We start from the raw sequence: 3,141 nt of genomic DNA, 5'->3' as shown, positions 1-3,141 counted from the left end.
CACGCTGCCGGGGCTGCTGCTGCAGGACGCCTGGCGGTTCTCGTTCTTCGCCGCCGGCACCGGGCGGAAGGCGTTCGTCAATGACCTCGTGTGGGGCGTCGCGCTCGTCCCGGCCATGGTCGTGGCGGCCCGTGTGGGCAGTGTGGCCGCCTTCGTGCTCGCTTGGGGCGCGTCCGCCACGGTGGCCGCGGGGTACGGCTGCCTCCAGTCCGGCATCCGGCCCCGGATGACCGGGGCGCGCGGATGGCTTCGCGAGCAGCGCGATCTCGGCTACCGGTACCTGGTCGAGAACGTCAGCCTCAGCGGAGCGAGCCAGCTGCGGGCATACGGGCTCGGCGCGATCGTCGGCGTCGGCGCAGTGGGTGCGGTGCGGGGCGCCGAACTCCTGATGGGCCCGTTCCTCGCCGTACTGATGGGGCTGTCCCTGGTCACCGTCCCGGAGGCGGCACGGGTGCTGCGGCAGGCCCCGCACCGCCTCGGCACGTTCTGCCTCCTGCTGGGCGGCGGGCAGGCCGCCGGCGCGCTGTTCTGGGGCGGGGCGCTACTGCTGATGCCGGACCGGCTCGGCGAGCTCGTGCTCGGCGGAGTCTGGCACTCCGCCGCGCAGCTCATCGTGCCGATCACCCTCGGCGTCGCGGGCGCCGGCCTCGGCACCGGCGCGGCGGCCGGGCTGCGCGCGCTCGGCGCGGCCCGGCGCAGCCTGCGCTGCCAGCTGTTCGCCTCTGCCTGTTACGTCGGCGGCGGGCTCGGCGGGGCGGCCGTGGCCGGCACGGTCGGCTCGGCCTGGGGCGTCGCCGCCGCGACCGTCAGCGGTTCGGCCGTGTGGTGGCTGCACCTGCGGTCCGCCCTGCGCGAGCACCACCACGAACCCATCCCCGAAGTGAGGACGCCATGACCGCCCAACCCCGGCTGAGCATCGGCCTGCCCGTGTACAACGGCGAGGAGTACCTGGCCGAGTCGCTCGACGCACTGCTCGGCCAGACCTACGAGGACTTCGAGCTGGTCATCTCCGACAACGCCTCGACCGACGGGACCCTGGACATCTGCCGCCGGTATGCCGAGAAGGACTCGCGGATCCGGTACATCCGGCTGTCCCGGAACATCGGCGCCACGCCGAACCACAACCATGTGTTCGCCGAGTGCCGCGGCGAGCTGTTCAAATGGGCCTCGCACGACGACCTTTACGGCCGGGACCTGCTGCGGCGCTGCGTGGAGGCGCTGGACGAGCGGCCGGAGGTGATCCTCGCGCACGCCGACCAGGCGGTCATCGACGGCGACGGCCAGGTGAAGGTCCCGTACGAGTACGGGCTCGCCACCGACTCGCCGCACCCGCCGGTGCGCTTCCGCAGCATGCTGTTCGAGCCCGGCGGCGACGACTTCTACGGGGTGATACGGGCCGACGTACTGCGCCGGGTGAAACCGATGGACAGCTACCACCACGCGGACCGCACGTTCGTCGCCGAGCTCGGCCTGCACGGGCCCTTCCACCAGGTGCCGGAGCTGCTGTACTTCCGCCGCGACCACCCCACCCGCGCCGAGCGGGCGAACCCCAGCAAGCGCTCCCGGTGCGTCAACCTGGACCCGCGCCGGGCAGGCCCGCTGCACCCGACGCCCCGGCTGCTCGCCGAGTACGTCTGGGGCTTCGTCGCCGCGATCCGGCGGGCGCCGTTGTCCCCGGCCGACCGGCGCGCGTGCTACCGCCACCTGGCCGCATGGATGGCCAGCCGGGTCCGGCCGGGCGCCGGTGAACGGGTCGAGGACCGCGCCCCGGTCGACCCGGCCAAGCTCACTGTCTCCGTCGACGCCCTCGTCGCCGGCCGTGAGGGGCGGCAGGCATGACGTCCGCGGACGAAACTCCGCTGCGCGTCGGGGTGTTCGGCCTGCTCGGCTCCGGCAACCTCGGCAACGACGGGTCGCTGGAGGCCGTGCTCGGGTACCTCCGCGCCGAGCACCCGGAAGTGGTCGTGGACGCGCTGTGCGGCGGGCCCGAGGTCGTCGCGGCCCGGTACCGGATCCCCGCGACGCGGCTGCACTGGTACCGCGGGGAGTACCGGACCGCGTCGCGTGCGGGCGCGATCGCGGCGAAGGGTCTGGGCAAACTCGTCGACGTCTTCCGTACCGCTGCCTGGGTGCGCCGGCACGACGTGGTGATCGTGCCCGGCATGGGCGTCCTGGAGGCCACGCTGCCGCTGCGGCCGTGGGGCTTCCCGTACTCGCTGTTCCTGCTCTGCGCGAGTGGCCGGCTGTTCGGCACCCGGGTCGCGCTGGTCGGCGTCGGCGCCGCTACGATCCGCAACCGGCCGACCCGAGCCCTGGTGCGCTGGTCGGCGCGGCTGGCCGCGTACCGGTCGTACCGGGACGCCCAGTCCCGCGACGCGATGCGGGCGATGGGCGTGGACACCGCGCGCGACGAGGTCTACCCGGACCTCGCGTTCGCCCTGCCGACGCCGCCGGAATGGGGTATCCCCTGCTCGGAGCTTGTCGGAGAGCTTGGGGAAGCGCCCTCGGGCCCGCCGGGCCCGGTCTGCGTCGGCGTCATGGCCTTCCACGGCGGCAACGACGACCGCGCCCGCGCCGAGCAGATCCACCGGCGCTACCTCGACGGGACGATCCGGTTCGTCCGCGCACTGGTCGAGGACGGCAGACCGGTCCGGCTGCTCACCGGCGACGAGGTCGACCGGCCGGTGGTCGCCGCGATCCTCGACGCGGTGGACTCGCCACTGGTCACCGCTGCCGAGGCGGCCTCACTGGCCGACCTGATGAAGGAGATGGCGGCTGCCGACACCGTGGTGGCGATCCGCTACCACAACCTGATCTGCGCGCTGAAGACCGGCACACCGGTGCTCGCACTCAGCTATGCGGCGAAGAGCGAAGCGCTCATGGCGCAGATGGGCCTTGCCGCGTACTGCCACCCGGCGCGCGAGGTCGACGCCGACCGGCTGCTCGAGCAGTTCCGGGCGCTGGAGCAGCGATCGGCCGAGCTGCGGCAGACCCTCACCGAGCGGAACCTGGCCGCCGCCCAGCGCCTCCAGCACCAGTTCACCGCCTTGACCGCGGCCCTGTTCCCGGCGGCCGACCACGCCCACGCCCACGCTCGGCAGGAGTCTCCATGAAAGCGACCGAAGTCCCGGCGATCGCCGG

General features: G+C 73.5%; 3 protein-coding genes. All 3 read left to right on the top strand.

Translation table 11 applies throughout. The annotated features are described in order from the left end of the window. On the top strand, positions 1-895 hold an 895-nt coding region (locus CCN51_RS46615), incomplete at its 5' end, for an MATE family efflux transporter (protein WP_086860952.1). After that, positions 892-1,839, top strand: coding sequence for a glycosyltransferase family 2 protein (locus CCN51_RS46610; protein ID WP_014182124.1), 948 nt, complete (start codon positions 892-894; stop codon positions 1,837-1,839). The genes CCN51_RS46615 and CCN51_RS46610, both read left to right, overlap by 4 nt. After that, positions 1,836-3,113 carry a polysaccharide pyruvyl transferase family protein gene (locus CCN51_RS46605; protein ID WP_014182125.1) on the top strand — a complete coding sequence of 426 codons (1,278 nt, stop codon included), beginning with the start codon at positions 1,836-1,838 and terminating at the stop codon, positions 3,111-3,113. The genes CCN51_RS46610 and CCN51_RS46605 overlap by 4 nt, the downstream gene beginning before the upstream one ends. Positions 3,114-3,141: the final 28 nt, after the last annotated feature.

The organism is Streptomyces milbemycinicus (genome assembly GCF_002154605.1).
Taxonomy (GTDB): Bacteria; Actinomycetota; Actinomycetes; order Streptomycetales; family Streptomycetaceae; genus Streptomyces; species Streptomyces milbemycinicus.
The sequence above is the reverse complement of the archived record's forward strand: the minus strand, read 5'-3'. Positions and strand labels throughout refer to the sequence as shown.